The sequence below is a fragment of the Duganella sp. CY15W genome (assembly GCF_009857555.1).
GTDB lineage: Bacteria > Pseudomonadota > Gammaproteobacteria > Burkholderiales > Burkholderiaceae_D > Rugamonas > Rugamonas sacchari.
In genome coordinates, this window is sequence record NZ_WWCQ01000007.1 from 216,647 (window position 1) to 238,602 (window position 21,956).

A 21,956-nucleotide genomic window follows, 5' to 3' on the forward strand; every position below is an offset into this window, starting at 1 on the left:
TTTGCAAGTCCGGCGTCAGTTTTCTGTGACAAACTTATAAGATGGCCTGCATGATGCATATCAAGCAAGTCATCGCATGATAAGATATTGTTAGCCATCTTCCATGAAGGAGAGCGTGCATGGTAGCCAGTCTGCAGCCGACCAAGGAGCAAGTCCGCGCCTACATGCACCAGCGTCAGCGTGAGTTTTGCCGCTGTCCGCCGCCGCTGCCGGAAGAGATCCGCCGCCAGTTGGGCTGGCACTACAGCGCCGACAATTCTGATCATTTCTCCACCGTAACGTTGTTTCTCCCAGGCACGATCGCCCAACTGGCCACCTTGCTGGCCGTTGAATGGTGTTTCCTTGCCGCCGGCGTGCGCCGTCCAAACTGATCTTTACATAGTTTAATACCCTTTTTTGCAACAAACTCTCGCCTAGCACGAAAAATAGGGTTAGAATCTCTCTAAATCTCACGGAAATGTCTGATGAGTTAGCCGTTTTGTAACGTAAACGTGTATTATCTCGGTTAAGCACTAAAAACCGGCATAATTGTCTGTGTTTTGTAGTGCTTCAATGGTAATTGAGCTAAAAATTTTTCTTACCCATGTGTTGCTTTTCCACAAAAGTAGCCAACGAACCTACTTAAAACATTATGTCTCTCAAAGAAATCACTGCGTCGCCGACCTACAACCCGAACCGCGTGCTGGACGCGATCATTGAAAAGCTGCAGCTGAAAAATGATGCAGCGCTGTCGCGCGCGCTGGAAGTAGCGCCACCGGTCATCAGCAAAATCCGCCACAACACGCTGCCTATCGGCGCGACCATCCTGATCCGTATGCACGAGATCAGCGATTTCAGCATCCGCGAACTGCGCGAAATGATGGCGGCCTGATATCGGACGTCACATAAGAAAACGGCGCGTACCTTGCGGTAACGCGCCGTTTTTTTTAGCTGGGCCCGGTGCTTAAGCCGAGGTGCTGATTGTGGTGCCGATGCGCTGGCCGCTGGTATTGACGGTCGGTGCAACGGCTGCTTGCGGCGGCGGAGGCGGCGCTGCTTGCGCTACACGCTCAGCGGGCTTGTCTACCGCCTGGACTTGTTCAGGCTGGCGAGCCGGTACGGTTTGCTGTACAGCGGTGCTGCTGCTGGGGGCGACAGTGTTGACGGCCATGATGTACTCCCATCCTCTTTCGTAAGTCCCGAGTATGCCACTTTTTTGGGCAGGCTGCGCAGATTTTGTGTGTCAGGCGGGCAGGCTCGGGCGCAGGCTGTAAAAGCTGGACTGTTGCGCCGTGACGATGGCGGCCTCCGCTTGCGCCACGCTGGCGCCGGTCACGCCCGAATGCGCGATCTGCGCACCCACCATGCCCGAATACGCTACCTGTGCGCCAATCACGCCGGAGTAGGCGACCTGCGCACCCACCACGCCAGAATAGGCGACTTTTGCGCCGACTATCCCGGAATGGGCAAACGAGGCGGCTGCCACGCCGGAATACGCCACCTTGGCCGGCGCTGCTGCGCGCACATAATCTTCGCCAAACGTGGCTTCGTACAATTCTTTCATGCGCAGGCCGACGCGGATGTGCGCCGCCTCGTCATCCTCGCCGCGCAGGCCGATATACGGGAAGTGGTGCAGGAAATAGCCAAACACGGCGTCGCAATCGGCCGCGTACTTCATGGTGTCCAGGATGTGGTAGTGCCAGAAAGTGTCCACGTCCACCAGTGGCGCAGTCTGTTCGTTCGGGAACGTTTTCATCAGGTACAGGAAGCGGCGGTATTCGAATTCCACCGCGTTGGCGCGTTCCAGCGTCCAGCCTTCGCCGGACTCCTTGTGCATCAGCTTGACTTTAATCGGTTCCAGATCGAGAGCGGCAATGGTGGTCATGTCGTGAGCGTTCATCAGGATTTCCTTTGCGTTATTGATGCGGGTTGAAGAAAAGCAGCGAGCGTCTTGATTTTGCCCAGAGGGGAGGTGTGTTCCTTGAGGTTAATCAATGTTTGAATGGGTACTCAAATGCAAGATCAGCGGCCGGCATGATCTCTGCCGAGGCCGGGAACGGCACCGAGATGGCCACGGTGGTGCCGCCGTTGGGGCTGCCTGTGATGGCGCACGTGCCGCCCAGCAAATGGATGCGTTCTTCAATGCCGACCAGGCCGAACGAGCCTGTCTTGTCGCGGCTGTTGTCGCGCAGGCCGATGCCATTATCACTGATCGTCATGCTCAAGGTACTGTTCGATTGGCGCAACTCCACGCGTACCAGGCTGGCGCGTGCGTGCTGCAGGATATTGCTCAGCGATTCCTGCAGGATGCGGAAAATCGCCGTGGCGCTGTGGTCGTCAATCTGGATTTCCGGGTCGTGATCGATCAGTTCGCACACCATGCCGGAGCGCTGGCGGAACTGGGCGATCTGCCATTCCACGGCCGCGTTCAGGCCCAGGTCCAGCACCGTGGGGCGCAGGTCGTTGATGATGTGGCGTACGCTCTTGATGGTGCTGTCGATCTGGCTCAGCATGCGTACCGCGCGCGCGTGCAGGCGCGGGTGGCGGTGGCGCGTGCGGTTGGTCAGCAAGTCGACATCGATGCGCAGCACCAGCAGATTCTGGCCCAGATCATCGTGGATTTCGCGTGCGATGCGCTTGCGTTCCAGTTCCTTGATCTGATCGGAATGTGCGACCAGCCGCCGCAACCGCTGATGCGACTGTTGCAGGCGCGCCTGGCTGTTGCGCAGCTCGCGCGTCATTTCCTTGGCCATCTTCACGGCCCGCATGCGCGAGGACGACAGCGTGTGGAACAGCAGGTAGAACAGCAGCGAGCCGGTGAAGCCGCAGGCCATGGCCAGCCATGGCAGCCAGGTATCGAAGCGGCTGTACCAGCTGGCTTTGGGCGTGCTGAAATAGGCTTTCCAGTGACGGTTGTGGAAGTCGATCGGCAGCGCGACGCTGAACTGGTCGCTGGAGCGCAGCACCGGGCTGGCCGGTTTGCTGTCGAACAGCAGGGCCGGCGCGCTGGCCTGGCCATCGCCGCTGTCGTACAGCACCAGGCGGGTGTCGCGTACCTGCATTTGTTCAAGCGCGCCCTGGACCAGGCGCGGCACGCTGAAACCGATGCCGACGGAACCGATGCAGGCGGCGCGGCGCTGGACCGCAGTTTTCAGCGGCATGTCCTTGCGGTAGACCGGCAGGCGCAGCGCCAGTCCCGAGCCGACCGGCTGGTGCGCGCTGTCGATCGGGATGCCGGAAGCGCTGAGTTCACCGTTGTCGCGGCCGCGTTCCAGCGCGCGCGCGACGGGGACCCGGTAGCTGATGTCGCGGCCGATTTTTTCGCCGAACTCGGCCAGCGGTTCTATCATCGTCAGCACCCAGTATTCCGGCCGGCGCTCGGATGGCCAGATGGCCAGCGTTTCGGGATAGCCCAGCGCGGTGTCGGTGCTGATCCGCATGCTGCGCTCAAAGGCTTCGCGGTTGGCGTCGGTGACGTAGTGGGCGTAATTGATGTTGTCCAGCGCGGGAAAGTGGGTCTCGATGTCGAGCCCGTCCACATAGCGGTGGAAGCTGGCGCGGTCCACATGCTCGGCCGCGTGGAAGAAACTGGCGGTGCCACGCAGCACGTCGGTATAAGCGTTGATGCGGGAATTGATGTTGTACTGGGCGTTTTGCGCCTGGTGCCGGAAGCGCTCGCCGGCGTCGTACTCGATGGTGCGGTTGGCGGCCAGGTAAAACAGGCCGCCTATGCCGAGCGACAATAGCACACCGGCCCACCATACCGGACGGGAGGATGAGAACAGCCGCTTTTTCCCCAGAAGTGCCGCCATTCCCTTTGCCCTTTGAGCAACCATAGTCTTTTGACTATAGGAAATAAGAGTTCAACAAGTCAAGTCGTTTTAAAAAAATGCTACTTGTCTTGGACAAAATGTTAACAAAAAACGGCGCTGTAAAGCGCCGTTTTCAGCAGGGCAGGGCCGGCTTATTTGGCCGTCCAGCTGTCCTTCAGCGTCACGATGCGGTTGAACACCGGCTTGCCTGGCTGCGAGTCCACGCGGTCGGCCACGAAGTAGCCGTGGCGCTCGAACTGAAAGCGCTGGTCCGGCTGCGCAGCGGCCATGCCGGGTTCCAGATAGGCGGTGACCACTTCCTTGGCGTTGGGGTTGAGCAGCGAGATGAAGTCCTTGCCGCCGGCGTCCGGCTGGGCGTCGGTGAACAGGCGGTCGTACAGGCGCACTTCGGCTTCCACTGCGGCGGTTGCCGATACCCAGTGAATATTGCCCTTGACCTTGTAGTTGTCCGAACCCGGGGTGCCGGATTTGGAATCTTCAAAGTACTTCACGTGGACCGCGATGACCTTGCCGTTGTCATCCTTGTCGTAGCCGACGCATTCGGTGACGTAGCCGTGACGCAGGCGCACGCGGCTGCCCGGGGCGTCGCCGATCGGCGGGTAGTAGCGGAAGTAGCCCTTGGCCGGCACTTCCATGAAGTCCTCTTCCTCGATCCACAGCTCGCGCGAGATCGGGAAGCTGCGCTGGCCCATTTCCGGGTGGTGCGGGTGGACCGGCGAAGTGCATTCCTCGGTCTGGCCTTCAGGATAGTTGTCGATGATGAGCTTGAGCGGGCGCAGCACGGCGGTGGCGCGTGGCGCTTTCGGGTCCAGGTCTTCCCGCACGCAGCCTTCCAGCGTGCTCATGTCGATCCAGCCGTCGGCCTTGGTGACGCCGATGCGCTCGCAGAACAGGTGGATGGCTTCCGGCGTGTAGCCGCGGCGGCGCAGGCCGACGATGGTCGGCATGCGCGGATCGTCCCAGCCGTCGACAATCTTTTCTTCCACCAGCTGGCGCAGCTTGCGCTTGGAGGTCACCACATAAGTCAGGTTCAGGCGCGAGAACTCGTACTGGCGCGGCACCGGCAGCGTGAAGAAGCCGCCTTGCGACAGGGTGTGCAGCAGCCAGTCGTAGAACGGGCGGTGGTCCTGGAATTCCAGCGTGCAGATCGAATGCGTGATGTTTTCCAGCGCGTCCGAAATCGGGTGCGTGTAGTCGTACATCGGGTAGATGCACCAGGCGTCGCCGGTACGCACGTGGTGGGCGTGGCGGATGCGGTAGATGGCCGGGTCGCGCAGATTCATGTTGGGCGAGGCCATCGCGTCTTCGCTGGTCTTGGCGCGCAGGATGTGCTCGCCGTCAGCGAATTTGCCGGCCTTCATGTCGCGGAACAGTTGCAGCGATTCTTCGCGCGGACGGTTGCGGAACGGCGAGTTGGTGCCCGGCGTATTGAAATTGCCGCGGTTGGCAGCCATATTCTCTGCCGACTGGCTGTCGACGTAGGCATGGCCTTGCTGGATCAGCCACTCGGCCATCAGGTACAGCTGGTCAAAATAGTCCGACGCATAGTGCAGATGATGTTCAACCGAGCCGTTCGCCTGCGGATAGTCGTAGTTGAAGCCCAGCCATTTGACGCTGTCGATGATGGTATCGACGTATTCCTGTTCTTCCTTGGCCGGGTTGGTGTCGTCAAAGCGCAGGTTGCAGCGGCCCTGGTAATCGCGGGCCAGACCGAAGTTCAGGCAGATCGACTTGGCATGGCCAACGTGCAGATAGCCGTTCGGTTCAGGTGGAAAACGGGTGATGACGCTGGGCATGCCCTCGCGGACGTGGGTGCCGGCCGCCAGGTCGGATTCGACGATGGCGCGCAGGAAATTGGATGGTAGTGCTGGCGCTGGGCTGTTTTTGTCGTTGCTCATCTGAATAGTTGGACCATGCAAAAGTTCTCTAGAAGCGCATTTTACCGTATCCCCAGTACAGATACGGCTGCGCGGTATAATGATCGATTAATTTGAGTTGGCACCCCACCCGGAGTTTCCAAAATGGAAAATTATTACAATACACTGGGTATCGCGCCGAACGCCACGGAAGACGAAATCAAGAAGGTCTACCGCTCGCTGGCCATGCGTTTCCACCCGGACCGCAACCAGGCGCCCGGCGCGGATGCGCGCTTCAAGGCAGTGAGCAAGGCATATGAAGTGCTGTCCGATCCGGCCAAGCGCGAAGAATACAACCAGAGTCTGAACCACCGCATCATCATCGACGCGGAAGCCGAAGCGTATCAGCTGTGGCGTTCACTGTTCGGCCTGCATGGCACCACGCTGCCGCCGGCCTGAACCACACCCGTTTTAGAAAGCACGCAATGAGTAGAAAAGTACACCCTGAGTTCGCCTATCAATCGCGCGAGCTGGAAGGCCAGATCGAGGGCATCCTGGGCGATCCGCCGGACCGCAAAAACTACCAGCGCATGGTCGAGGCGCTGGTGGGCGAGTACGCCCAGGGCGGCGGCATTGAAGATGTGAACATGCTGGCGTTCGCGCTGGTCGATCACATCGAGTTCAACAACCCGAAAGGCCTGCTGGCCGAAGCGCAGGACTATGAGTTCGGCGACGCCGCACGCGTGTTTGCCATGGCTTCCTGCAAGGGCGAGGAAGCGTCGCGCATGTACAGTGCGATCGCCGAAAGCATGCCGGACCTGGCGCGCCAGGCCATCATCACCGCCTTCCTGCACAAGAATCCGCGCCGCTGGGATGACGATGACCAGTCGCTGGACCAGCTGGGCACCAATGATGACGGCGACGATGTCGATGATGAAGACATGAGCGCGACCGACGACTTCGCCCAAATGTTCGACCAGGATGGAGAATAAGCATGTCCGAGAAATCTAATCTGCCCGCCTTGAGCAAGCAAGTGACGGAACTGGTACTGGCCGGTTCGCTGAGCCATGCCGAAGAAGCGTTTGCCGAAGCCGCCGACCAGTTCGGCGACCTGGCAGTGGTGGAAGTGCTCAACAACATCCCGCCGCAAGTGACCGCGCTGCACATGGCTGGCTTCGACGGCGGCAAGATGTCGCTGACCACCTTGCTGGTGCCGCCCAAAGCCTGGGCCGACAGCCTGGCCTTCATGGCCGCCACCTGGCCCGACGACCAGATCGAGGACGATCCCGAGCGCATCGCCGAGTCGCTGTTCGCCCACATCCATGGCGTGGTGTTTGCCACCGATGACGAAGAACGCCGCAACGAACTGCTGGCGGCCGCTTCCGCCACCGACCACGGCGCCACCATCTTTGCCATCCTGTTCTCGCTGGCGCCGAAAGAAATCCTGGAAGTGGCTGGCGAAGTGATTTCCAAAGGCCCGTACCTGACCGGCCAGACCTCGTCCGACAGCGACATCGTGCCGGTGGCGATCGCGCTGGCGCAGGCCTCGGAAGACGGCTGGGACCGCGCGCTGTTCGAACTGTTCCCGGAATTCCGCCACAGCGCCGATCTGGCCGATGCCGAGTTCAACGACGACCCCGACGAAGAGCCCAGCTTCCTGCAGCGCTCGACCAAGGAACTGCTGTACCGTCTGCGCAAGCAGGTACCGTCCACGCGTGCGGCCAAGACGTCGCGCCGTACCGTCGGCACCAACATCTTCTCGTGATGGGTGGCTCATCGATGCTGCCTGCACTCGTAGTAGAAAACCTGCCGCGGCTGACGCGCGCGATCCAGCAGCTGGCGGCCCATCCCGACGATGACGCCGCCTACACGCTGGCCGATGAACTGACCGGCATCACCGCCATGGTGGCCGAAAAGTTCACCAACGACCGCACCGCCGACGGCATCCAGCGGGCGCTGCAACTGACCACCGGCTGCGTGTCGCTGGGCCTGGATCACGCGCTGGGCAATGACGACGACCTGGCGGCGCTGGACCTGCTCATCGACGAAGGCGCGGAGCACGCGTTCCAGATCGGCTTCCGCCTGGTCAAGGAACTGGTGGCGCTGCCGGAAGACGCGCTGGTCGGCGAGTACGATACCGACCCCGTGTACGCGGCGCGCCGCCTGCGCGAAAAATTCGTCGATATCTGCCTGACCGATCCCAACCAGAACTGGAATGGCTCCGAGCGCTATGTCACCCAGCTCAAGCAGCGCAAGGAAGTGCAGGGCGTGGTGCGCCTGGCCAACTGGCTGCGCCGTCACAACACCGAAGGCCCGGTCAGCGACGCCGACCTCAACGCGGAAGGCGTGATTGCGCTGGCCGTCATCTTTGCAGTGGAAGGCGGCGGCATGATCGTCGCGCGCACCGGCCAGAAAGAGTTCGAACGCTTCGTCAAGGCGGTGCGCAAGAACAAGCCGGACTACGAAGCTGGCTGGGCCGCGTTGGTCAGCAAGGTGCCGGCGCAGCATCATCCGGTGCTGCTGGACCGCATCGCCAGCTACCGCGAGACCTGCACCGTGCTGCAAAACATCAAGGGTCGCACGGCGATGAAAACCCTGTTCGCGGAACTGGAAAACTACGCCGGTTCCGAACTGGACGCCGACTACTCCTGAGTTATAGCAACGGCTGTCAGGCGGTGGCGGTGGCGGCCTCGGTGGCCACCGCCACAAAAGCCGCCACCAATGGCGATACCGCGTCCTTGCGCTTGGCGAGGTACAGCACGGTAGTGGCCTCGGCATCGGCCATCGGGCGATAGCAGACATCGCTCATGCGGATCGTGTCGAACGGACTTGGCAACACCGACACGCCGCAGCCCGCCGCGACCAGGCCGATGATGGTGGAAGCTTCTCCCGCTTCCATCGCGATGGTGGGCTTGAAGCCGGCTTCGCGGCACAGCCGGTTGATTTGCGGATGAATGCCGGTGCCCGCGCTTTCCGGATACATCACCAGGGGCTCGCCTTTCAAATCACTGATGGCGATGCTTTTTTTCCTTGCCAGCGGATGAGCGACCGGCAGCACCATCACCAGCGGATCGCGCCGCAGCACCGTCATCTCCACCGATTCCGGCAAACTCAGTTCAGGCGGGCGCACCAGGCCCAGGTCCAACTCGCGCGCGGCTAGCGCCTCGATCTGGCCGATGGTCGACATCTCCTGCAAGGTCAGCTGCACGCCCGGATAGCGCTGGCGGTAGCGGTTGATGATGGCCGCAAACAGCGGCGTCAGCGGCGTGGAAAACGTAAAGCCCACACGCAGCTCGCCGGCCTCACCGCGCGCGGCGCGGCGGGCGGTCTGGATCGCCTGCTCGGACAAGGCCAGCACGCGGCGCGCGTCCTCGAGAAACAGCTTGCCCGCTTCTGTGAGGCGCACCCAGCGTTTGCTGCGCTCCAGCAGCTGCGCACCGATTTCCGCTTCCAGCAGCTGGATCTGATGGCTGAGCGGCGGCTGGCCGATGTGCAGGCGCTCGGCCGCGCGCGTGAAGCTGAGCTCCTCGGCAACGGCAACGAAATAGCGCAGATGGCGTAATTCCATTATATTTTTCAAGTATTACTGAGGGTTTAAATATATATTGGACAGCTTAGTGTGGCAATCCTAAGATGAGGTCATCGTACCTCCCAGGATCGCCCCATCATGCCAGCCAGTGCCGCAGCCATCTCCGTCCCACCGCTGGCGCATGCGCCAGCCAAACGCATCGCCCAGGGCAGTCCCGAGTTCAACCGCAGCAACCGCGCATTGTTCTTTGGCGGATTCTCCACGTTTGCCCTGTTGTACTGCGTACAGCCCCTGATGCCCGTGCTGTCGCACGAATTCGGGCTGAGCGCGGCACAGAGCAGCATGGTGTTATCGATCTCGACCGGCGCACTGGCGCTGTCGCTGCTGGCCTCGAGCGCGCTGTCCGAACGCCTCGGACGCAAACCGCTGATGGTGGCCGCCATGGCGATTGCCGCCGTGATGACGCTGCTGAGCGCGTTCGCCCACAACTACGCCCAGTTGCTGGCCATGCGCGCACTGCTGGGCATCGCACTGGGCGGCATGCCCGCGATTGCCATGGCGTATCTGAGCGAAGAAATCGAGCCCGCATCGCTGGGCCTGTCGATGGGCTTGTACATCAGCGGCAGCGCATTTGGCGGCATGGCGGGGCGGGTGATGACCTCCGTGCTGAGCGACCACCTGTCGTGGCGGCTGGCGCTGGGCATGGTGGGCGTGGCCGGCATCGGCGCCGCACTGGAATTCTGGCGCAGCCTGCCGGCGTCGCGGCACTTCACGCCCGTCAGCGGCGGCTGGCGCACGTTGCCGTCCGGCTTCAAACTGCACCTGTCCGATGCCGGGCTGCCGTGGCTGTTTGCGCTGGCCTTTTTACTGATGGGCGCGTTTGTCAGCCTGTACAACTACATCGCCTATCGCCTGCTGGCCGCGCCGTTCAGCCTGAGCCAGAGCGTGGTGGGGGCGGTGTCCTTCTTCTACTTGCTGGGGATCTACAGCTCAGTGTGGGCAGGGCGGCTGGCCGACCGATACGGCCGCCGCCATGTCATCTGGGCCGTCATGCTGATCATGTTCGCGGGTCTGATGCTGACCTTGTCCAACTGGCTGCCGGCGATCCTGGCTGGCGTCGCACTGTTCACCTACGGCTTCTTCGCGACGCACTCGGTCGCCAGCAGCTGGGTAGGGCGGCGCGCGCTGAGCAACAAGGCGCTGGCATCGGCCTTGTACCTGTTCTTCTACTACCTGGGTTCCAGCGTAGTCGGTTCCGCGACCGGCATCCTGTGGGGGCACGCCGGGTGGCCCGGCGTTGTCGCGGTACTGGCCGGCGCACTGATGCTGGCGCTGCTGGTCGCCCTGCGCCTGCGCAAGCTGGCCCCGCTGGGCCAGTCCGAGCGCTAACTCCGGGGTCAGGTCCGCCATTTCTACACGGCCTCTTCCGTAGCGGCATGCCAAGGCTGGGCTCGTGTAGAAAAGACGGACCTGACCCCGTCTTTCAGGCGGCGTTTTTCAGCGAGGCCATGTCGATCACGAAGCGGTATTTGACGTCGTTTTTGACGAGGCGCTCGTAGGCCTGGTTGATGTCCTGAATGGCGATCATTTCGACGTCGCTGACAATGTTGTGCTCGGCGCAGAAGTCCATCATTTCCTGCGTTTCCTTGAGGCCGCCAATCGCGGAGCCTGCGATGGATTTGCGGCCCAGGATCAGCCCGACGCCGGTTGGCGGCGGGTCCAGCTCGGTCAGCACGCCGACCATGGCCATGGTGCGGTCGCGGCGCAGCAATGCAACGTAGGGGTTGACGTCGTGCGACACGGGAATCGTGTTGAGCAGGAAGTCGAAGCTGTTGGCATGGGCCTGCATCGCCTCGGCATCGGTCGACAGCAGCACCTCATCCGCGCCCAGGCGCTGGGCGTCCTTGCCTTTCTCGGGCGAGGTGGTAATCATGACGACGCTCGCGCCCATGGCTTTGGCAAACTTGACGCCCATGTGGCCGAGGCCGCCCAGGCCGATCACGCCGACCTTGTGGCCCGCGCCGACTTTCCAGTGGCGCAGCGGCGAGTAGGTGGTGATGCCGGCGCACAGCAGCGGCGCCACGGCCTTCAGGTCAAGCTTGTCCGAGACTTTGACGACGAAGTGCTCGTCCACTACGATGATGTCCGAGTAGCCGCCATAGGTTGGCGCGCCGCTGTCGCGCTCGCGGCCGTTGTAGGTGACGGTCATGCCGTTCTCGCAGTACTGTTCCAGATGTTCGTCGCACGCCGAGCAGTGGCGGCACGAGTCGACCAGGCAGCCGACGCCGGCCAGGTCGCCGACCTTGAATTTATGCACGCCGCTGCCGACCTGCGTCACGCGGCCGATGATTTCGTGGCCCGGCACCATCGGGTAGATCGAACCGCCCCAGTCGTCGCGCGCCTGGTGCAGGTCGGAGTGGCAGACGCCGGAGTAGAGAATGTCGATCACCACGTCGTTGACGCCGGGCGCGCGGCGTTCGAAGCTGAACGGGGCGAGGTGGGAATGCTGGTCGTGGGCGGCATAGCCGTGGGCTGTAAACATGGGGTGGCTCCTGGTGGGATAATCAAGCAATTGTTATCGGTTGTTGCACTATAATTCCCGGACGATGCAGCGAACAAGCGAGTTGGTCTGCATGAATTAAACAGGAATTTTGCACAATCATGCAGCTTGATAATCTCTCTCACCTGGCCGTATTTGCTTCCGTGGCGCGGCACGGCAGTTTCCGCAAGGCAGCGGCGGAACTGGCGCTGTCGGCGTCGGCGGTCAGTTACGCGGTGCGCACGCTGGAGGACCGGCTCGGCGTGGGCCTGTTCAACCGCACCACGCGCAGTGTGGCGCTGACCGAGGCGGGCAAGCATTTGCTGGAGCGTTTGCAGCCGGCGCTGGGCGGCGTCAATCTGGCGCTGGAGGAAATGAATCTGTTCCGGGCTTCGCCATCCGGTACGTTGCGCATCAACAGCTCGCGCGATGCGGCGGTGATGGTGATTGGTCCGCTGATCCAGCGCTATCTGGAGGCGTATCCGGATATCACGCTGGAGGTCGTCAGTGACGATGGCATGGTCGATATTGTCGAGCGTGGCTTCGATCTCGGCATCCGTTATGAAGAGCACGTGCCGGAGGACATGATCGCTGTGCCAGTCTGGCCGGCGCAGCGTTTTGTGGTGGTGGGCGCGCCGGAATATTTTGCGCGCCACGGTGTGCCGCAGCATCCGGACGATCTGGCGCATCACAACTGCGTGCGTTACCGTTTCCCGCGCGGGAATTTCTACAAGTGGGAGTTGGCCAAGGGCGATGTCAAGCTGGAGGTGGATGTGCCGGGCCGCCTGTCGGTCGGCGATTCCGAACTCGCGCTGCGCGCCACGCTGGATGGTGTGGTGATTACGTTCCTGCCCGAGTACCGCCTGTTGCCGCACATCGAGGCGGGCCGCCTGGTGCGGGTGCTGGAGGACTGGTGCCCGCTGAACACGGCGCTGATGATGTATTACCCGCGCCAGCGGCGCATGTCGTCGGCCTTGCGGGCCTTTGTGGATATGGCGCGCCTGCCCGCTATTTGATGGCGGCCTGATCTGCGTCAGTGCCGTGCGTGGTTGTTGAAACCGCCAGTGGCCTCTGCGGTCGAATTCGCACTGTCGAATTCTTCACAAGGAGGGCATCATGATGCATACCAATGATCTGGAGCACCGGTTTTATTTTGTGGAACGCGCGGTCAGGCTCACGGCGCAAGCGGCCTCGGCGGAGTTTGGCCTGCCGAAGGAGTTGCGTGACTGCATAGAACAGATGGACAAGCGTGCCGACCAGGCGCGCGAAGTGTTTCAGTCCGCAGATGAAACGCGCATCCGCAAGCTGGTGCGTGACATGGACATCCTCGCCGACCGCGCCAAACGCATCTGCAATTACATTCCCACCCTGTCCGGCCAGATCAAAGGCGCCGTCACGCATTTGCACAGCCAGATTCAGGAACTAAAGCGCGATCTGCATATCTAACGAGGAGCAGGCCGCCAGCACGGGGCCTGAATTGCCATGGATGATAAACAAACTCACTGGGAGCTAATCATGCATTTTGGATTCAGTCTCTTGTATTTGCTGGTATTGGCCGCTGGTGCTGCGTTGATCGAGCTGGTCGCGCGTGGTATGCGATGGTTGGGAGTGAGTGACTTTACGTATTACGCGCTTTCGGGAACCGCGCACCTGATTTTGTTAATGGACGTCGCGCTGCTGGTATGCGTTCTCTATTTTTCGGCACGCAAACTATTGCGAGGAGCAAGACATGAAGGATGATCAGGAGAGCTATGTAAAGCGCATGTTCAAGGACAGTTTGCGTCGCTACTTTGCCCCATTATCAGGAGCAATTCGAGGTGCCCGTCAGGCCATGCGGGCTGAGATGCGGCGAGACGACCGTGATCTGGAACGGTTGCGTAAGCGTTAGCGCTACGGTCTGATGACGGCAATCATTTCGCCGATGTCGTCGAGCCCGGTTTCTTCGAAGCCGAAGCTGCGGTAGAAGGCGCGGGCGTTGGCGTTGTCTGGCTTGTAGCAGATGGTGATGAGTTTGACGTCGGGCTTGGCTTTGAGTTCGTCCAGCAAGAGCTGCATCGCGCGGCGGCCTATGCCTTTGCCCTGCTGGGCATGATCGACCATGAAACGGTAGATGCCGTACTCGCCCACGTGGTGGTTGGACTGCCGGTCATACAGCAGGAAGCCCGCAGGCTTGCCTTCGTGGTAGATGCCGCGCGGGATGTAGTCGTCGTAGTAGCGCGCCTGGGCAATCGAGTAGGCATTGCTGGCCAGGTAGTCCCGCTGGGAGTCCGGCAACTCCATGTCCATGAAGTCTTCGAAGTTGTCGATGGTGATGGCTTCCAGCGTGACCATGTTCACAGCACGCCTTTTGCGCGCAGGGCGGCGATGTCGTCGTCGCTGCGGCCCAGCAGGTCGCGCAGCACGGCATCCGTATGCTGGCCCAGCAGTGGCGGCGCGACAGCGTTGTCGGTTGGCGTGAGCGACATGCGCATCGGGCTGCGCACCAGCCTGGTGGTGCCGGCGGTGGGGTGCGGTACGTCCATGACCACGCCGCGCGCCTGGATCTGCGGGTTTTGGTAGACCTGGTCGAGGTTGTTGATCGGCCCGCACGGCACGCCGACTTCCTCCAGCTTGTCGATCCAGAAATCGCGTGATTGCTGCAGCACCATCTCGGCCAGTATCGGCACCAGCTCGTCGCGGTTCTTCACGCGCAGCGGATTGGTGGCGTAGCGTTCGTGGAAGGCCAGGTCGGGACGGCCGCCAGCTTCGACAAATTTCTGGTACTGGCCATCGTTGCCGGTGGCGACGATGATGTAGCCGTCCGCGCACTGGAAGGTCTGGTAGGGCACGATGTTCGGGTGCGCATTGCCCCAGCGCTTGGGCACTTTGCCGCTGTTGAGATAGTTGCTGCCGGCATTGGCCAGCATGGCCACCTGCACATCCAGCAGCGCCATGTCGATGTACTGGCCCTCGCCCGTGCGATCGCGGTGCGTGAGCGCGGCGAGGATGGCGATGGTGGCGTACATGCCGGTCATGAGGTCGGTCAGCGCGACGCCGGCTTTTTGCGGACCGCCGCCCGGCAGGTCATCGCGCTCGCCGGTCACCGACATCAGGCCGCCCATGCCTTGGATCAGGAAGTCATAGCCGGCACGGTGCGCGTACGGACCATCCTGGCCGAAGCCGGTGACTGAGCAGTAGACCAGATCCGGCTTGATGGCCTTGAGCGTATCGTAATCGAGGCCGTAGCGTTTGAGCTGGCCGACCTTGTAGTTTTCCAGCACCACGTCGCTGTGCCTGACCAGCTCGCGCAGCAGCTGCTGGCCTTCCGCGCTGGCGATGTCCACCGTCACCGAGCGCTTGCCGCGGTTGGCGGACAGGTAGTAGGCCGCTTCGGTGGTGTCCTTGCCGTCCGCGTCGCGCGCATACGGCGGCCCCCAGGCGCGCGTGTCGTCGCCGTTGCCGGGACGTTCAATCTTGATGACGTCGGCGCCGAGATCGGCCAGATTCTGCGAGCACCACGGTCCCGCCAGCACGCGGCTCAGGTCGAGTACGCGGAGATGGCCTAGCGCTTTTGGAGCTGTCATGATGTGTTTTAACCTTTTGAGCGAACAATCAGGCCGCTAGTGTAGTGGCTCACTCGCTCGGCTGCACGTAATTTTTTTGCAAGCTGTCCGCAAGCGCGTGGGCGTCGCGCCAGCGCTGGATGGGCGAGGGGTAGTCGGCCTTGCTGCGCCGGGGCCAGTCGCTGTCGCGCATCATCTTGCGGAAATAGCCGGACAGGGCCGATGCCGGCCAGCCCGCGCGCCAGGCCAGCCGCAAGCCTTCGCGGTCGGCTTCCTGTTCCTGCGCGTAGTTGGTGGCGGCCAGGACGCCCATGAGGCGGCTGTCGTGATCAACCGCGTATTCCAGTTCTGCAAACGGGCGTCCGGCCCAGGCTGGCTCCAGCTGCAGCGCGGCCTGATATTCCTTGAGGTTGTGATGCAGGGCGGCGTGTTCGATTTCATGGGCCAGCAGCATGGCCAGTTCGGCGTCATTGAGTGCCAGCCGTTCGACATAAGCCTGGCTGACCAGGATTTTGCCGCCGGCCATGCAGTCGGCATTCATGTCGGGATCGTCAGTGGTGTGGACGTCCCACGCCCACGCCGCGGTGTCGGGATAGTCGCGTTTGGCTTGGGCGATGAGCACGCTGGCGATGCCGCGCACGCGGGCGGTGAAGCCGGCGTCGCGGTTGATGTTGCGCCCGGCCAGCCGGTCGGCGTACATGGCGGCGGCGCGCGTCATCACTTCCGCTTGCGTCGGCGTCGCTGCCCAGTCGGGCGTGGGCGTGGCGATGGCTAGCAGCAGGCCCGCTATTCGTGATAATGTTGTTGTCCTTGCCATCACAACCCCCGAGGCAAAGCCATGTGGCCTTACCCAAAAATTGTTGCACATCGCGGCGGCGGTACGCTGGCGCCGGAAAACACGGTGGCCGGCCTGCGCGCCGGCGTGGCTTACGGCTTCCGTGCCGTCGAGTTCGACGTGATGCTGTCGCGCGACGGCATCGGCATGGTGGTGCACGACCCCGCGTTCGGCCGCACCATCGCCGGGCAGGGCAGTGTCGCACAGACCGACGCCGTCGATCTGGCCGCGATGGACGCGGGCAGCTGGTTCGGGGCGGAATTCCGGGATGAGCCGGTGCCATTCTTCACCCAGTTCATCGATTATTGCAAGGCGCAGCGTATCTGGATGAACGTGGAAATCAAGCCGGCCGACGGTTTTGAGGCGGAAACCGGCGCCTGGGTTGCAAAAATCACACGCGACAATTATGCCGGGGAGCTGGCTGGCGGAGATCCCGCCGGCTATCCTTTGCTGTCCTCGTTCAGCTTTGACGCGCTGGCAGCGGCCCGCGATGCGGCGCCCGAGCTGCCGCGCGGCTATCTGCTGGATAAAATCCCGGCCGACTGGCAGGCGCAGGCGAAGCAGCTGGGCGCCGTGGCCATCCACACCAATCAAAAACAGCTGACGCCGGCGCTGGCGGCGCAGATCAAGGCAGCCGGTTATGGCCTGTTTTGCTATACCGTCAACGACCCGGCAAGGGGCCGGGAAATCCTGTCCTGGGGCGTGGATGGATTCTGCACCGACCGTATTGATTTGATCGGACCCGCCTTCACCTAAGACCCTGAGGCCTGCGCGGTCATATATAATCAACCCTTTGCATTTGCCAGTTACTACTAGCTTACGACATGAAATCATCCGAAATTCGCGACAAATTCCTCAAATTCTTTGAATCCAAAGGTCACACGATTGTTCGTTCCAGCTCCCTGGTACCTGGCAATGACCCGACCCTGCTGCTGACCAACTCCGGCATGGTGCAGTTCAAGGATGTGTTCACCGGCACCGACAGCCGCCCGTACACCCGCGCCACCTCGGTGCAGCGCTGCGTGCGCGCCGGCGGCAAGCACAATGACCTGGAAAACGTCGGCTACACCGCGCGTCACCACACCTTCTTCGAGATGCTGGGTAACTTCAGCTTCGGCGACTACTTCAAGCGCGACGCCATCAGCTACGCCTGGGAACTGCTGACCAAGGTCTACCAGCTGCCGGTCGACAAGCTGACCGTGACCGTGTACCAGGAAGACGACGAAGCCTATGACATCTGGGCCAACGAAGTGGGTGTGCCGAAAGAGCGCATCATCCGCATCGGCGACAACAAGGGCGCGCGCTACGCCTCGGACAACTTCTGGCAGATGGCCGACACCGGCCCATGCGGCCCGTGCACCGAGATCTTCTATGACCACGGCGCCGACATCTGGGGTGGTCCTCCAGGCTCGCCGGAAGAAGACGGCGACCGCTTCATCGAAATCTGGAACCTGGTGTTCATGCAGTTCAACCGCGACGAGCAGGGCGTGCTGCACAAGCTGCCGAAGCAGTCGGTCGACACCGGCATGGGCATGGAGCGTCTGGCTGCCGTGCTGCAGCACGTGCACTCGAACTACGAGATCGACCTGTTCCAGAACCTGATCAAGGCTGCTGCGCGCGAAACCGGCGCCACCGACCTGGAAAACAAATCGCTGCGCGTGATCGCCGACCACATCCGTTCGGCCGCGTTCATGATTGTGGACGGCGTGATCCCTGGCAGCGAAGGCCGTGCCTACGTGCTGCGCCGTATCATCCGCCGCGCGCTGCGCCATGGCCACAAGCTGGGCCAGACCAAGCCATTCTTCTACAAGCTGGTGGCCGACCTGGCGATCGAGATGGGCGCTGCCTACCCAGAGCTGGAAGAAGCCAAGGACAACGTCGCCAAGATGCTCAAAGCGGAAGAAGAGCGCTTTGGCGAAACCCTGGAAACCGGCATGAAAGTGCTGGAAGCCCAGCTGGCCAAGGACGCCACCGGCATCGACGGCGCCACCGCCTTCACGCTGTACGAAACCTATGGCTTCCCGCCGGACCTGACCGCCGATATCTGTCGCGAACGCGATATCAAGTTCGACCAGGAAGGCTATGACGCTGCGCTGAAAGAAAGCCAGGAGCTGTCGCGCAAAGGCGGCAAGTCGGTCAAGGACGCCAAGGTCGAGTACACCGGCGAGAAAAACAAATTCGTCGGCTATGACAGCCTGAACCACAGCAGCAAGGTCATCGCGCTGTATTCGGCCGGCTCGCCGGTGCAGGAACTGACGGCTGGCCAGTCCGGCATCGTGGTGCTGGACACCACGCCGTTCTATGCGGAGTCGGGCGGCCAGGTCGGCGACCAGGGCGTGATCGCCAGCGGCGCCGCACAGTTCGACGTCAGCGACACGCTGAAAATCCAGGCGGATGTATTCGGCCACCATGGCGTGCTGGCCTCGGGCGCGCTGAAAGTCGGCGACGCGGTCAGCGCCACCGTCGATCAGGCCAAGCGCGGCCGCACCGTCCGCAACCACTCGGCGACCCACCTGATGCACAAAGCCCTGCGCGAAGTGCTGGGCTCGCACGTGGCACAGAAGGGCTCGTTGGTGGATCCGGACAAGGCCCGTTTCGACTTTAGCCACAATGCGCCGATGACCGCCGAGCAGATCGCTCAGGTTGAAGCCATCGTCAACAAAGAGATCCTGGAAAACCACGCCACCCAGTCGCACAATATGTCGTTCGACGACGCCGTCAAGCATGGCGCCATGGCGCTGTTTGGCGAGAAGTACGGCGATGAAGTACGCGTGATGGACATTGGCAGCTCGAAAGAGCTGTGCGGCGGCGTGCACGTCAACCGCACCGGCGATATCGGCCTGTTCAAGATCGTCTCGGAAGGCGGCGTTGCTGCCGGTATCCGCCGCGTCGAAGCCGTGACCGGCGAAGGCGCGCTGGCGCTGGTGCAGGGCATGGCCCGCAAACTCAACGAAGCCGCAGCCGCGCTGAAATCGAATCCGGAAGAGCTGACCGTCAAGATCGGCGCCGTGCAGGACCAGGTGAAGTCGCTGGAAAAAGAACTGGCGGCACTGAAGTCCAAACTGGCAGCAGGCCAGGGCGACGAACTGGCTGGCCAGGCCGTCGACATCAAGGGCATCAAGGTGCTGGCAGCGACGCTGGAAGGCGCTGACGTCACCGCGTTGCGCGAAACCATGGACAAGCTCAAAGACAAGCTGAAGACCGCCGCCATCGTGCTGGCATCAGTCAATGACGGCAAAGTCAGCCTGATCGCCGGCGTCACGGCGGACAGCACCTCCAAGGTCAAAGCAGGCGAGCTGGTCAACTTCGTTGCACAACAAGTGGGCGGAAAAGGCGGCGGACGCCCTGATATGGCGCAAGCTGGCGGTACCGATCCAAGCGGCCTGGCGGGCGCATTGGCCGGTGTTTCGGCGTGGGTCGGCGAACGCGCATAAAGCGTTAAAAACCGCTATAAAGTAGTGTTTATGCGGCCTGCGTGAGGTGTAACAGTCTCACGCAGGCCGTTGTTCTTCGTGGGTTAGTGTTGTATACTTTCCAGTTCCCGTTGCAAACTTGCAACGCACAACGAACTATTTTGGTGCAGCGCGTCATCCATTCCAAAAAGGAGTAGTATGACGACACACCTAACCAAAGAGCGGGTTCTCAATGAGCGACACGATACTGGAAAACGAAATCATTGAATTTCATAAGGAACTGGACGCACGCGGCCTCAATTGCCCGTTGCCTATCCTGAAAGCCAAAAAGGCGCTGGCAGAACTGCAGAGCGGTGAGGTGCTGCGCATTATGGCAACGGACCCAGGTTCGGTGCGTGATTTCCAGGCATTTTGCAAACAAACCGGCAACGCCCTGTTGTCGCACGTCCAGACTGGCCGTGAGTTTGTCTTTTTGATGCAGCGCAAATAATTCCTCCGCTGTAATTCCCCTGCAGAATTCGTCTTGAAGATTTATTTTTTAGACGATTTCTACTAGCTAAAAAACGCACGATCGTGCTTAAATTTCTTGTGTGGGGCAGATTTCTCATATAATCTAGCCCACATTATCAGTCCCGAATTCTTTATTTTTTCCAAAGGCACAGCTATGAAAGTCTTGGTACCCGTCAAACGCGTGGTCGACTACAACGTCAAAGTGCGTGTGAAGTCCGATAACACCGGCGTCGATATCGCTAACGTCAAAATGTCGATGAACCCGTTCGACGAGATCGCGGTGGAAGAAGCCACCCGTCTGAAAGAAGCTGGCAAGGTCACCGAAGTGATCGCCGTGTCCGCTGGCGTGACCCAGTGCCAGGAAACCCTGCGTACCGCCATGGCCATCGGCGCCGACCGCGGCATCCTGGTGGAAACCGCCGTAGAACTGGAGCCGCTGGCAGTTGCCAAGCTGCTCAAGGCACTGGCTGACAAAGAACAGCCACAACTGATCATCCTGGGCAAACAGGCGATCGACGACGATTCCAACCAGACCGGCCAGATGCTGGCCGCGCTGCTGGGCTGGCCACAAGCGACGTTCGCGTCGAAAGTGGTGCTGGAAGACGGCAAAGTCACCGTGACCCGCGAAGTGGACGGCGGCCTGGAAACCCTGTCGCTGACGCTGCCAGCCATCGTCACCACCGACCTGCGCCTGAACGAGCCACGCTATGTGACCCTGCCGAACATCATGAAAGCGAAAAAGAAAACGCTGGACGTGACCAAGCCGGAAGATCTGGGCGTCGACGTTACCCCGCGTCTGAAAACCGTCAAAGTTGCCGAGCCTGCCAAGCGCTCCGCTGGTATCAAGGTACCGGACGTTGCAACCCTGGTCGCAAAACTGCGCACCGAAGCTAAAGTAATTTAATTGCTTCATCCCGTGCGTAGCGCGGGATCGCTAAATAATGATTCTATTCCGCGCGTTGCGCGGAATAACGTAAAGGAAAAATCATGGTCGCATTAGTTATCGCAGAACACGACAACGCCAGCCTGAAGGCCAGCACCCTGCACACCGTTACCGCTGCCGCCCAGTGCGGTGGTGAGGTGCACGTCCTGGTCGCTGGCGCAAATGCAGGCGCTGCTGTCAGCGCAGCCGCTGCTATCGCCGGCGTGTCGAAAGTCATCGTTGCCGACGCCGCTTACTTCGCGGATGGCCTGGCAGAAAACGTTGCTGAACAAGTGCTGGCAATCGCCGGTGCGTACAGCCACATCCTGGCGCCAGCCACCGCCTACGGCAAAAACATCCTGCCACGCGTTGCTGCCAAGCTGGACGTTGCGCAGATTTCGGAAATCACCAAAGTCGATTCGCCGGACACCTTCGAGCGTCCAATCTACGCCGGTAACGCCATCGCTACCGTGCAATCGGGCGACAAAGTCAAAGTCATCACTGTGCGTGCTACCGGCTTCGACGCCGCTGCTGCCACCGGTGGTTCGGCTGCGACCGAAACCGTGGCCGCTGTGGCTGACTCGGGCAAATCGTCGTTCGTTGGCCGCGAAGTGGCCAAGTCGGACCGTCCGGAACTGACCGCCGCCAAGATCATCGTATCCGGTGGCCGCGGCATGGGTTCGGGCGAAGCGTTCAAGATCCTGGAACCGCTGGCAGACAAGCTCAACGCCGCCATGGGCGCCTCGCGCGCGGCAGTGGACGCAGGCTACGTGCCGAACGACTGGCAAGTTGGCCAGACCGGCAAGATCGTTGCGCCTAACCTGTACATCGCCGTTGGTATCTCCGGTGCGATCCAGCACTTGGCCGGCATGAAAGATTCGAAAACCATCGTCGCCATCAACAAAGATCCGGAAGCGCCGATCTTCTCCGTTGCCGACTACGGCATCGTGGGCGACCTGTTCGAAATAGTGCCACAACTGGTTGCTGAACTGGGCTAA

At 61.3% G+C, this 21,956-nt stretch carries 25 protein-coding genes; 16 read left to right on the forward strand and 9 right to left on the reverse strand.

The genetic code is table 11. From position 1 onward, the window contains the following. Positions 1–119 precede the first annotated feature (119 nt). Positions 120–371: a hypothetical protein gene (locus GTP58_RS27845; RefSeq protein WP_072787301.1), complete on the forward strand. Its 252-nt coding sequence runs from the start codon at positions 120–122 to the stop codon at positions 369–371. A gap of 260 nt (positions 372–631) precedes the next feature. Continuing rightward, the gene (locus tag GTP58_RS27850) at positions 632–871 is read left to right on the forward strand and encodes a hypothetical protein (protein ID WP_072787300.1); all 240 of its coding nucleotides are present in this window, start codon (positions 632–634) and stop codon (positions 869–871) included. Positions 872–943: 72 nt separating this feature from the next. On the opposite strand, the gene GTP58_RS27855 is transcribed toward GTP58_RS27850, so the two are convergent. From GTP58_RS27855 to GTP58_RS27870, 4 genes are all read right to left on the reverse strand, one after another. Next, positions 944–1,150, reverse strand: coding sequence for a hypothetical protein (locus GTP58_RS27855; RefSeq protein ID WP_161080225.1), 207 nt, complete (start codon positions 1,148–1,150; stop codon positions 944–946). Positions 1,151–1,222: 72 nt separating this feature from the next. Then, entirely contained in the window at positions 1,223–1,879 is a 657-nt protein-coding gene (locus GTP58_RS27860) for a glycine-rich domain-containing protein-like (RefSeq protein WP_202413886.1), read from the reverse strand. Between the two features lie 91 nt (positions 1,880–1,970). Further along, positions 1,971–3,791 carry a CHASE domain-containing protein gene (locus GTP58_RS27865; RefSeq protein WP_161080226.1) on the reverse strand — a complete coding sequence of 607 codons (1,821 nt, stop codon included), beginning with the start codon at positions 3,789–3,791 and terminating at the stop codon, positions 1,971–1,973. A gap of 152 nt (positions 3,792–3,943) precedes the next feature. After that, complete coding sequence (locus GTP58_RS27870) at positions 3,944–5,710, reverse strand: glutamine--tRNA ligase/YqeY domain fusion protein (protein ID WP_161080227.1); 1,767 nt, start codon at positions 5,708–5,710, stop codon at positions 3,944–3,946. Positions 5,711–5,833: 123 nt separating this feature from the next. Between GTP58_RS27870 and GTP58_RS27875 the strand changes: the two genes are divergently transcribed. From GTP58_RS27875 to GTP58_RS27890, 4 genes are read left to right on the forward strand one after another with little or no spacing between them, the layout of a single operon-like run. Further along, complete coding sequence (locus tag GTP58_RS27875; RefSeq protein ID WP_072787296.1) at positions 5,834–6,127, forward strand: DnaJ domain-containing protein; 294 nt, start codon at positions 5,834–5,836, stop codon at positions 6,125–6,127. Positions 6,128–6,153: 26 nt separating this feature from the next. Next, complete coding sequence (locus GTP58_RS27880) at positions 6,154–6,660, forward strand: hypothetical protein (RefSeq protein WP_072787295.1); 507 nt, start codon at positions 6,154–6,156, stop codon at positions 6,658–6,660. Positions 6,661–6,662: 2 nt separating this feature from the next. Further along, complete coding sequence (locus GTP58_RS27885; protein ID WP_072787294.1) at positions 6,663–7,433, forward strand: hypothetical protein; 771 nt, start codon at positions 6,663–6,665, stop codon at positions 7,431–7,433. A gap of 14 nt (positions 7,434–7,447) precedes the next feature. Further along, on the forward strand, positions 7,448–8,320 hold the full coding sequence (locus GTP58_RS27890) for a hypothetical protein (RefSeq protein ID WP_161080228.1): 873 nt from the start codon (positions 7,448–7,450) through the stop codon (positions 8,318–8,320). Between the two features lie 16 nt (positions 8,321–8,336). Here GTP58_RS27890 and GTP58_RS27895 read toward each other — a convergent pair whose 3' ends face one another. Further along, a complete protein-coding gene (locus GTP58_RS27895; protein ID WP_161080229.1) occupies positions 8,337–9,236 on the reverse strand; it encodes a LysR substrate-binding domain-containing protein in 900 nt (299 codons plus the stop codon). A gap of 99 nt (positions 9,237–9,335) precedes the next feature. On the opposite strand from GTP58_RS27895, the gene GTP58_RS27900 reads away from it, so the two are divergent. Further along, positions 9,336–10,586, forward strand: a complete 1,251-nt coding sequence (locus GTP58_RS27900; RefSeq protein ID WP_161080230.1) for an MFS transporter — start codon at positions 9,336–9,338, stop codon at positions 10,584–10,586. A gap of 94 nt (positions 10,587–10,680) precedes the next feature. Here the strand turns inward: GTP58_RS27900 and GTP58_RS27905 are convergent, their stop codons facing one another. After that, a complete protein-coding gene (locus tag GTP58_RS27905; RefSeq protein WP_161080231.1) occupies positions 10,681–11,739 on the reverse strand; it encodes an NAD(P)-dependent alcohol dehydrogenase in 1,059 nt (352 codons plus the stop codon). Between the two features lie 119 nt (positions 11,740–11,858). Here GTP58_RS27905 and GTP58_RS27910 point away from each other — a divergent pair, with 119 nt between their 5' ends. From GTP58_RS27910 to GTP58_RS31165, 4 genes are all read left to right on the forward strand, one after another. Further along, positions 11,859–12,752, forward strand: coding sequence for a LysR family transcriptional regulator (locus tag GTP58_RS27910; protein ID WP_161080232.1), 894 nt, complete (start codon positions 11,859–11,861; stop codon positions 12,750–12,752). A gap of 100 nt (positions 12,753–12,852) precedes the next feature. After that, on the forward strand, positions 12,853–13,182 hold the full coding sequence (locus GTP58_RS27915) for a hypothetical protein (RefSeq protein ID WP_161080233.1): 330 nt from the start codon (positions 12,853–12,855) through the stop codon (positions 13,180–13,182). 36 nt (positions 13,183–13,218) lie between these two features. Further along, positions 13,219–13,476 (forward strand): hypothetical protein, encoded by a 258-nt coding sequence (locus GTP58_RS27920; RefSeq protein ID WP_161080234.1) that lies wholly within the window; start codon positions 13,219–13,221, stop codon positions 13,474–13,476. Further along, a complete protein-coding gene (locus GTP58_RS31165) occupies positions 13,466–13,624 on the forward strand; it encodes a hypothetical protein (protein ID WP_167544321.1) in 159 nt (52 codons plus the stop codon). Before GTP58_RS27920 ends, GTP58_RS31165 begins: the two co-directional genes overlap by 11 nt. A 2-nt stretch (positions 13,625–13,626) precedes the next feature. Here GTP58_RS31165 and GTP58_RS27925 read toward each other — a convergent pair whose 3' ends face one another. Genes GTP58_RS27925 through GTP58_RS27935 form a run of 3 tightly spaced genes read right to left on the reverse strand, consistent with a single transcriptional unit; the run spans position 13,627 to position 16,095 of the window. Then, entirely contained in the window at positions 13,627–14,067 is a 441-nt protein-coding gene (locus GTP58_RS27925; protein ID WP_229215780.1) for a GNAT family N-acetyltransferase, read from the reverse strand. A gap of 2 nt (positions 14,068–14,069) precedes the next feature. Continuing rightward, positions 14,070–15,299, reverse strand: a complete 1,230-nt coding sequence (locus GTP58_RS27930) for a CaiB/BaiF CoA-transferase family protein (protein ID WP_161080236.1) — start codon at positions 15,297–15,299, stop codon at positions 14,070–14,072. Positions 15,300–15,348: 49 nt separating this feature from the next. Continuing rightward, a complete protein-coding gene (locus GTP58_RS27935) occupies positions 15,349–16,095 on the reverse strand; it encodes a M48 family metalloprotease (protein WP_161080237.1) in 747 nt (248 codons plus the stop codon). Between the two features lie 21 nt (positions 16,096–16,116). On the opposite strand from GTP58_RS27935, the gene ugpQ reads away from it, so the two are divergent. From ugpQ to GTP58_RS27960, 5 genes are all read left to right on the forward strand, one after another. Next, a complete protein-coding gene (gene ugpQ / locus GTP58_RS27940) occupies positions 16,117–16,869 on the forward strand; it encodes a glycerophosphodiester phosphodiesterase (protein ID WP_161080238.1) in 753 nt (250 codons plus the stop codon). A gap of 68 nt (positions 16,870–16,937) precedes the next feature. Beyond that, the gene (alaS, locus tag GTP58_RS27945; RefSeq protein WP_161080239.1) at positions 16,938–19,547 is read left to right on the forward strand and encodes an alanine--tRNA ligase; all 2,610 of its coding nucleotides are present in this window, start codon (positions 16,938–16,940) and stop codon (positions 19,545–19,547) included. Between the two features lie 211 nt (positions 19,548–19,758). Then, positions 19,759–20,016, forward strand: a complete 258-nt coding sequence (locus GTP58_RS27950; RefSeq protein ID WP_072787281.1) for a sulfurtransferase TusA family protein — start codon at positions 19,759–19,761, stop codon at positions 20,014–20,016. Between the two features lie 174 nt (positions 20,017–20,190). Next, positions 20,191–20,940 (forward strand): electron transfer flavoprotein subunit beta/FixA family protein, encoded by a 750-nt coding sequence (locus GTP58_RS27955; protein WP_072787280.1) that lies wholly within the window; start codon positions 20,191–20,193, stop codon positions 20,938–20,940. A gap of 83 nt (positions 20,941–21,023) precedes the next feature. Continuing rightward, entirely contained in the window at positions 21,024–21,956 is a 933-nt protein-coding gene (locus GTP58_RS27960) for an electron transfer flavoprotein subunit alpha/FixB family protein (protein WP_161080240.1), read from the forward strand.

Excerpts from the sequence above, each read along its gene's own strand:
- GTP58_RS27845 (WP_072787301.1), top strand. The coding sequence starts at position 120 with ATGGTAGCCAGTCTGCAGCCGACCAAGGAGCAAGTCCGCGCCTACATG.
- GTP58_RS27850 (WP_072787300.1), top strand. The coding sequence starts at position 632 with ATGTCTCTCAAAGAAATCACTGCGTCGCCGACCTACAACCCGAACCGC.
- GTP58_RS27855 (WP_161080225.1), bottom strand. The coding sequence starts at position 1,150 with ATGGCCGTCAACACTGTCGCCCCCAGCAGCAGCACCGCTGTACAGCAA.
- GTP58_RS27860 (WP_202413886.1), bottom strand. The coding sequence starts at position 1,879 with ATGAACGCTCACGACATGACCACCATTGCCGCTCTCGATCTGGAACCG.
- GTP58_RS27865 (WP_161080226.1), bottom strand. The coding sequence starts at position 3,791 with ATGGCGGCACTTCTGGGGAAAAAGCGGCTGTTCTCATCCTCCCGTCCG.
- GTP58_RS27870 (WP_161080227.1), bottom strand. The coding sequence starts at position 5,710 with ATGAGCAACGACAAAAACAGCCCAGCGCCAGCACTACCATCCAATTTC.
- GTP58_RS27875 (WP_072787296.1), top strand. The coding sequence starts at position 5,834 with ATGGAAAATTATTACAATACACTGGGTATCGCGCCGAACGCCACGGAA.
- GTP58_RS27880 (WP_072787295.1), top strand. The coding sequence starts at position 6,154 with ATGAGTAGAAAAGTACACCCTGAGTTCGCCTATCAATCGCGCGAGCTG.
- GTP58_RS27885 (WP_072787294.1), top strand. The coding sequence starts at position 6,663 with ATGTCCGAGAAATCTAATCTGCCCGCCTTGAGCAAGCAAGTGACGGAA.
- GTP58_RS27890 (WP_161080228.1), top strand. The coding sequence starts at position 7,448 with ATGCTGCCTGCACTCGTAGTAGAAAACCTGCCGCGGCTGACGCGCGCG.
- GTP58_RS27895 (WP_161080229.1), bottom strand. The coding sequence starts at position 9,236 with ATGGAATTACGCCATCTGCGCTATTTCGTTGCCGTTGCCGAGGAGCTC.
- GTP58_RS27900 (WP_161080230.1), top strand. The coding sequence starts at position 9,336 with ATGCCAGCCAGTGCCGCAGCCATCTCCGTCCCACCGCTGGCGCATGCG.
- GTP58_RS27905 (WP_161080231.1), bottom strand. The coding sequence starts at position 11,739 with ATGTTTACAGCCCACGGCTATGCCGCCCACGACCAGCATTCCCACCTC.
- GTP58_RS27910 (WP_161080232.1), top strand. The coding sequence starts at position 11,859 with ATGCAGCTTGATAATCTCTCTCACCTGGCCGTATTTGCTTCCGTGGCG.
- GTP58_RS27915 (WP_161080233.1), top strand. The coding sequence starts at position 12,853 with ATGATGCATACCAATGATCTGGAGCACCGGTTTTATTTTGTGGAACGC.
- GTP58_RS27920 (WP_161080234.1), top strand. The coding sequence starts at position 13,219 with ATGGATGATAAACAAACTCACTGGGAGCTAATCATGCATTTTGGATTC.
- GTP58_RS31165 (WP_167544321.1), top strand. The coding sequence starts at position 13,466 with ATGAAGGATGATCAGGAGAGCTATGTAAAGCGCATGTTCAAGGACAGT.
- GTP58_RS27925 (WP_229215780.1), bottom strand. The coding sequence starts at position 14,067 with ATGGTCACGCTGGAAGCCATCACCATCGACAACTTCGAAGACTTCATG.
- GTP58_RS27930 (WP_161080236.1), bottom strand. The coding sequence starts at position 15,299 with ATGACAGCTCCAAAAGCGCTAGGCCATCTCCGCGTACTCGACCTGAGC.
- GTP58_RS27935 (WP_161080237.1), bottom strand. The coding sequence starts at position 16,095 with ATGGCAAGGACAACAACATTATCACGAATAGCGGGCCTGCTGCTAGCC.
- ugpQ (WP_161080238.1), top strand. The coding sequence starts at position 16,117 with ATGTGGCCTTACCCAAAAATTGTTGCACATCGCGGCGGCGGTACGCTG.
- alaS (WP_161080239.1), top strand. The coding sequence starts at position 16,938 with ATGAAATCATCCGAAATTCGCGACAAATTCCTCAAATTCTTTGAATCC.
- GTP58_RS27950 (WP_072787281.1), top strand. The coding sequence starts at position 19,759 with ATGAGCGACACGATACTGGAAAACGAAATCATTGAATTTCATAAGGAA.
- GTP58_RS27955 (WP_072787280.1), top strand. The coding sequence starts at position 20,191 with ATGAAAGTCTTGGTACCCGTCAAACGCGTGGTCGACTACAACGTCAAA.
- GTP58_RS27960 (WP_161080240.1), top strand. The coding sequence starts at position 21,024 with ATGGTCGCATTAGTTATCGCAGAACACGACAACGCCAGCCTGAAGGCC.